Here is a 6,095-nt window from a genome sequence, read left to right as displayed (position 1 = left end):
GCCGCGCGCCGCGCCGCGGCCGGGCGGCCTGGCGCGGCGCCAGGCGCGCTTCGGCCTGCTGCTGGCGCTGCCGGCGATGGCGGTGTTCTGCGCGATCATCCTCTGGCCCTTCCTCGACAGCCTCCGGCGCGCCTTCCACGAGGACACGCTGATGACGCCGGAGCCGGTCTTCGTCGGGCTGGCGAATTTCCGTCAGTTGCTCGAGGACGGGACCATCCTCGGCACTTGGCTGGTCACGGTGGTGTTCGTGGTGCTGACCACGGCCTTCACCTTCCTGCTCGGCTTCGCCTGGGCACTTATCCTGAACGAGAGCTTCCGCGGCCGCACGCTGGTGCGCGCGCTCTCGCTGCTGCCCTGGGTGCTGCCGAGCACGGTGGTCGCCTTCCTCTGGGCCTGGCTGCTGAACGGGCAGTACGGGCTGCTCAACGCCGTGCTGCTGAAGCTCGGCCTGCTGGCGGACCCCGTCGCCTGGCTGGCCACGCCAGAAGGCGCGATGGCCGGCATCGTGGCGGCCAAGACCTGGCTTTCCATCCCGCTCTTCACCGCCTTCCTGCTCGCCGGGCTGCAGGGCCTGCCGAAGGAGCAGGTGGAGGCTGCGCGCATCGACGGCGCCACCAATTGGCACGTGCTGCGCCACGTCGCCTGGCCGCATCTGCGCCCGACCATCGCGGTGCTGCTGGTGCTCGGCGCGCTCGGCAACCTGCAGCAGTTCGACGTGATCTACGCGATGACGGGCGGCGGCCCGGTGCGCGCGACCACCGTGATGTCGGTGGAAGTGCAGCGACAGGCCTTCCAGTCCTGGAATTTGGGGCTTGCCGCGGCGGTCGGCGTGGTGTGGTTCCTGACCATCCTCGGGCCGGCTTTCCTGCGTCTGCGCAGCGTGATGCGGGAGGCGTGACGCCGTGCTGGACCTCACCTCCCGTGCCGCGCGCGGCATCTTCGCCTTCGGCTTCCTCGGCCTCGCGGCCTTCCTGGGCTTCCCGGTCTTCTGGATGGTCTCGACGGCCTTCAAGCCGCAGGCCGAGGTCTTCGTCCGCTTCCCCTCGCTGCTGCCAGAGGCGCCGACGCTCGAGAATTTCCGCGGCGTGCTGGCGCAGGGCGACCTGCCGCTCTGGCTCTTCAACTCGCTCGTCACGGCGGGCGGGGCGGCGCTGCTGACGACGGTGCTGGCGGTCTTGGCCGCGCATTCCTTCGCGCGGTTCCGCTACCGCGGGCGTAAGGCGCTGATGGCGCTGATGATCTCGGCGCAGATGTTCCCCTTCGCGGTGCTGCTGATCTCGCTCTACCCGCTGCTGCAGGCGGCGGGGCTGCTGGACACGCGGCTCGGCCTGGTGCTCGCCTACATCGTCTTCGCGCTCCCGACCGGCACCTACATGATGTTCTCCTACTTCGTGCGCCTGCCGGAGGAGCTGATGGAGGCCGCGCGGATCGACGGCGCGTCGGAGATCGGGATCCTGCTGCGCGTGGTGCTGCCGGTCTCGGTCCCGGGCCTCGTCACCGTCGCGCTCTATGCCTTCATGTGGGCCTGGAACGACCTGCTCTATGCAATGACGCTCGTGACCTCGCCGGGGCTGCGCACGGTGGGCCCCGGGCTGCTCATGTCGCAACTCGGCGAGATGCGGCAGGACTGGGGGGCGGCGATGGCGGCCTCGCTCGTCGCCTCGCTGCCGGTGGTGCTGGTCTTCGCACTGGTGCAGCGCTGGTTCGTGCAGGGGCTGACGGCCGGGGCGGTGAAGGGATGAGGCGCGCTTCCACTGCCCCGGTGGAGGGCGTCCTCGCCGGCAAGGTCTGCGTGGTGACCGGCGCCGCGGCCGGGATCGGGCGCGCCATCGCGGCGCTGTTCCTGCGCGCGGGCGCCACTGTGATTGCGGCGGACAAGGACCCTGCCGGCCTCGCGACGCTGGACGGCGCGATCGCGGTCGCGGCCGACGTCACCGACGCCGACGCGCCGCAGCGCATCCTCGCGCCGGCCATCGCGCGCGGCGGGCCGGACGTGCTGGTGAACAATGCCGGCGTCACCACCGTGCGGCCGCTGCTCGACACGGGCGATGCCGACCTGCAGGCCGCGCTCGAGGTCAACCTCTCCTCCACCTTCCGCTTGGCGCGGGAGGCGGTGCGCGCCATGCGCGCGCATGGCCGCGGCGGCGCGATCGTGAATATGGCCTCCGTCAACGCGATGGTCGGGCATCCCTGCGTCGCCGCCTATGCCGCGACCAAGGGCGGGATCCATGCGCTGACGCGCCAGCTGGCGGTGGAATGCGGGCCGCACAGCATCCGCGTGAACGCGCTCTCGCCCGGGCTGATCGTGACGGAGGCCTTCGCCGCGCGGCTGGATGCGGAGGATGTGCGGCTCATGACCGAGGCCTATCCGCGCGGCCGGCTCGGGCACCCGGACGACGTCGCCCATGCCGCGCTGTTCCTGGCGAGCGACGCGGCGGATTTCATCACCGGCGTCGACCTGCCGGTGGATGGCGGGATGACGGCCATCGCAGGCGCCGCCGTGGTCAGCCCGCGCATCCGCGCCTGGACAGGTCGCCCGCCGCTCGGCTTCAAGGACACGCCATGACCGCCGATCCGCTGCAGATCGTCGAGGCGCGGCAATGGATGCTGCGCATGCCCTTCAACACCGAGATGGAATGGGCCTCCGGCCGCCGCAGCGGCGCGACGCGGCTGGTCGTGCGGCTGATCACCGCCGACGGCACCGTCGGCTGGGGCGAGACGATCTGCCTGCTCGACGCCATTCCGGCCGTGCTGGAGCGCGTCGTGCTGCCCATCGCGCTGACCAAGACGGTGGACCAGGCGGAGGCGCTGCACCGCCATGTCCTCGGCGCCGGCTACTACCACCACAAGCGGGCCGCGGTGATGGCGATCTGCGCGGTGGAGATGGCGATGTGGGACGCCTTCGGCCGCGCCTGCGGCCAGCCGCTGCACCGCCTCTGGGGCGGGCGCTGGCGCGAGAAGGCGGAGATGGCAGCCTACATCCTCGCCGCCGATCCGGCCGCGGCGGCGGAGGCGGCGCGCGCCTACCTCGCGCGCGGCCATCGCAGCTTCAAGGTGAAGATCGGCATGTCGGAAGCGACCGACATCGCGCTGGTGCGGGCGGTGCGCGAGGTGATCGGCCCGGATCTGCCGCTGCGCGCCGACGTCAACGGCGCCTGGACGCCCGGCACGGCGAAGCGGATGCTCGAACGCCTGCGCCGCTTCGACCTGCAATACATCGAGCAGCCGCTGGAGCTGGACGACCTGGCCGGCCACGCGCTGCTGCGCCGCAGCCAGCCCGTGCCCATCGCGCTGGACGAGACCGCCTACACGCTGTCGGACATCGCCAACATCGTGCGGGCCGAGGCCGCGGATGTGATCCTGCTCGATCCGCACGAGGCGGGCGGGCTGTGGCAGGTGGTCAAGCAGGCCGCGATCTGCGAGGGCGTCGGCATCCCGGTCACGCTGCATTCGGGCGGGGAGCTCGGTCTGTCCCAGGCGGCCTACCTGCACCTCGCCGCCGCGATCCCGAACATGACCATCGCGATCGACACCGAATACGCGCATCTCTCCGGCGACATCGTCACGGAACGCTTCGCGCTACAGGACGGCTGCTTCGCCGTGCCCACCGGCCCGGGCCTCGGTGTCACCGTGGAGGCCGCCCTGTTGGAGCGATACGCGGTGGACCGGATCGAGGGCGCCTACCTGGACGAGCGCCGGCCGGGCTGGTTCCCGGTCAAGCCAGCCTACTGACGCAACGGGAGGACAAGGCCATGACGCAACGCATCGGGCGCCGCACGCTGCTTGCAGCAGCACTCGCCGCGCCCGCGCTCGCGCGCGCCCAGACAGGCTGGAGCGCGGCGCGGCCGATCCGCATCATCGTGCCCTACACCGCCGGCGGCGCCTCCGACATCACGGCGCGGCTGATCGCGGACCGGCTGCGCGGGCCGCTCGGCCAGCCCAGCGTGGTGGAGAACCGCGCCGGCGCGTCCGGCATCATCGGTACCGACGCGGTGGCAAAGGCGCCGGCGGACGGGCACACACTGGCGCTCGTCGCCTCCTCCCATGTGGTCAACCGCGCGCTGTTCCCGACGCTGCCCTTCGACCCGATCGCCGACTTCGCGCCCATCACCCTGACAGCGCATGTGCAGATCGTGATGGTGGTGCCGGCCAGCCACCCTGCGCGCAGCGTGCAGGAGTTCATCGCGTGGGCGCGCGCGCAGGGCGGCCGGGCAGCCTACGCCTCCTCAGGCAACGGCTCGAACCCGCACATCTTCGCCGCCGACCTGCTGAGGCGCGCGGGGGTCGAGATGGAGCACGTGCCCTATCGCGGCTCGACCGCCGCACATGCCGACCTGCTGGCTGGGCGCACGCAGATGATGTTCGACGCCTTCGCCGCCGTGCAGCCCCACGTCCAGGCCGGCACGCTGCGCATGATCGCGCAGGCCGCACCCCAGCGCTCGCGCCTGCTGCCGGACACGCCGACGGTCGCGGAGGGTGGCTTCGTCGGCTACGGCGCGACCTCCTGGGGATGCCTGCTCGCGCCCGCGGGCACGCCGCAAGCGGCCATCGCCGCGATCAATGCCGCCGCGCGGGAGATCCTCGCCAGCGCTGAGGTCCGCGAGAGGCTCGCGCTGCTCGGCGCGGAGCCGGCGCCCGGGACGCCCGAGGAGCTCACCGCGTTCATGCGAGCCGAGCAGGCCCGCTATGTCGCGCTGGTCGGCGAACTCGGAATCAAGGGCGACACCTGAAGGGCCGCGCGCGGCGTCCCTGCCCGCAGGCTGCATGTCGTGGTTGGATGGAGTTCGGCAGCAGCTGCCCCGCCAGCCGAGCTGACTGGAGCCCGCGCCGATCGGAACCAGATGGTCAGGGGCGGTTAGCGCTAGCCACGGCGGAGAAGGCGTCGATCAGAACGGCCGCTCTCCGGGTTGGGACCGGCCGTCCAGGCGCCCGTCGAGGAGTACCGGGATTTAGGGATGCGGGGACGCGCAACCGACGATGCCAATACATCACGGTGACCATCTGAGACGCGTCGCGCTGGTGCTCGACCCGGCGCCGCCGCCCGGCCTGCCGGCCAATACGGCGGCGGCGATCGGAATCGGTTCCGACGCGGCGATCGCGCGGCTGGACGAGGTCTCGCTCGCTGACGCCGCCGAGCACTCCTTCACAGTCGGCGGCAGGCGGCCCTTTCCCCTCCTGCGCGCCGACGAGGCGGGCTGCGACTTCGCCGCCGAGTCACTCGAAAGGCTCGGCCTCCCCGGGCGCCAGCGTGGATGCGATCGCTGACCGGTTCGCTGCCGCTGCTGCGGTGAGGTTGCCGCCGTGACGCCGCGCGCTACAGCGGCGTGGTGCCGGCGATCCCGCGCGCTTCCTCCCGCACCAGGGCGCGCAGCCAGGTGTTGCCCGGATCGGCATCCAGCACCTCCGGCCAGATCACCGAGGCGGTGAAGGATGGCAGCGCCAGCGGCGGCTCCAGCGCCACCAGCCCGAGCGCCGCGCCATGGCGGATCGCGATGGAGCGCGGCAGCGTGACCACCAGGTCGCTCTCCGCCACCACCGCCATGGCGGCGTAGAAATGCGGCAGGCGCAGCGCCACGTGCCGGGCCAGCCCGCGCTCCCGCAGCGCCTCGTCCATCGCGCCGCGCCCGTCGCCGAGCACGGTGACCAGCACGTGGTCGAGCGCGACGAAGCGCTCGAGGCTCCACTCCGCGAGCGCGGGATGGCCGGCGCGCAGCAGCGTGACGAAGTCGTCGCGATAGAGAGCCTCGCGCCGCAGCCCCGGCGGCAGCGCCTGCCCGAGGATGCCGAAGGTGAGCGCGAGCCGCCCGTCGCGCAGATCGTCCAGCATGCTGGCGAGGAAGGGCACGACCCGCACCTCGAGCAGCGGCGCCTCGCGGGAGACGCGGCGCACCAGGCGCGGCAGCAGCAGGATGGTCTGGTGGTCGGTCGCGGCGATGCCGACCTGGCCGCGCCAGGTCGCGGGGTCGAAGCGCCGCTGCGCGACGAGGTCCGCCGCCTCGCCCAGCAGGCGCTTCAGCGCGGGCTGCAGCGCAAGCGCGGCCGGCGACGGCACCAGGCCCTGGCTGCCGCGCGCCAGCAGCGGATCGCGCAGCAGC

At 72.4% G+C, this 6,095-nt stretch carries 7 protein-coding genes; 6 read left to right on the top strand and 1 reads right to left on the bottom strand.

Annotation, left to right across the window (positions count from 1 at the left end):
• From L2I40_RS17510 to L2I40_RS17485, 6 genes are all read left to right on the top strand, one after another.
• Window positions 1-898 (top strand): carbohydrate ABC transporter permease (locus tag L2I40_RS17510; protein WP_237216480.1); only part of this gene is annotated, 898 nt, incomplete at its 5' end.
• Window positions 899-902: 4 nt separating this feature from the next.
• Window positions 903-1,742, top strand: a complete 840-nt coding sequence (locus tag L2I40_RS17505; RefSeq protein ID WP_237216479.1) for a carbohydrate ABC transporter permease — start codon at window positions 903-905, stop codon at window positions 1,740-1,742.
• Window positions 1,739-2,566, top strand: a complete 828-nt coding sequence (locus tag L2I40_RS17500; protein ID WP_237216478.1) for an SDR family NAD(P)-dependent oxidoreductase — start codon at window positions 1,739-1,741, stop codon at window positions 2,564-2,566. Before L2I40_RS17505 ends, L2I40_RS17500 begins: the two co-directional genes overlap by 4 nt.
• On the top strand, window positions 2,563-3,732 hold the full coding sequence (locus tag L2I40_RS17495; protein ID WP_237216477.1) for a mandelate racemase/muconate lactonizing enzyme family protein: 1,170 nt from the start codon (window positions 2,563-2,565) through the stop codon (window positions 3,730-3,732). Before L2I40_RS17500 ends, L2I40_RS17495 begins: the two co-directional genes overlap by 4 nt.
• 20 nt (window positions 3,733-3,752) lie before the next feature.
• A complete protein-coding gene (locus L2I40_RS17490) occupies window positions 3,753-4,730 on the top strand; it encodes a tripartite tricarboxylate transporter substrate binding protein (protein WP_237216476.1) in 978 nt (325 codons plus the stop codon).
• Window positions 4,731-5,019: 289 nt separating this feature from the next.
• Window positions 5,020-5,265 (top strand): hypothetical protein, encoded by a 246-nt coding sequence (locus L2I40_RS17485; RefSeq protein WP_237216475.1) that lies wholly within the window; start codon window positions 5,020-5,022, stop codon window positions 5,263-5,265.
• 49 nt (window positions 5,266-5,314) lie between these two features.
• Here L2I40_RS17485 and L2I40_RS17480 read toward each other — a convergent pair.
• A partial coding sequence (locus L2I40_RS17480) for a LysR substrate-binding domain-containing protein (RefSeq protein ID WP_237216474.1) occupies window positions 5,315-6,095 on the bottom strand: 781 nt, incomplete at its 5' end.

It is taken from the genome of Falsiroseomonas oryziterrae, from assembly GCF_021864505.1.
GTDB lineage: Bacteria > Pseudomonadota > Alphaproteobacteria > Acetobacterales > Acetobacteraceae > Falsiroseomonas > Falsiroseomonas oryziterrae.
This window is presented reverse-complemented; position numbering and strand designations above follow the sequence as displayed.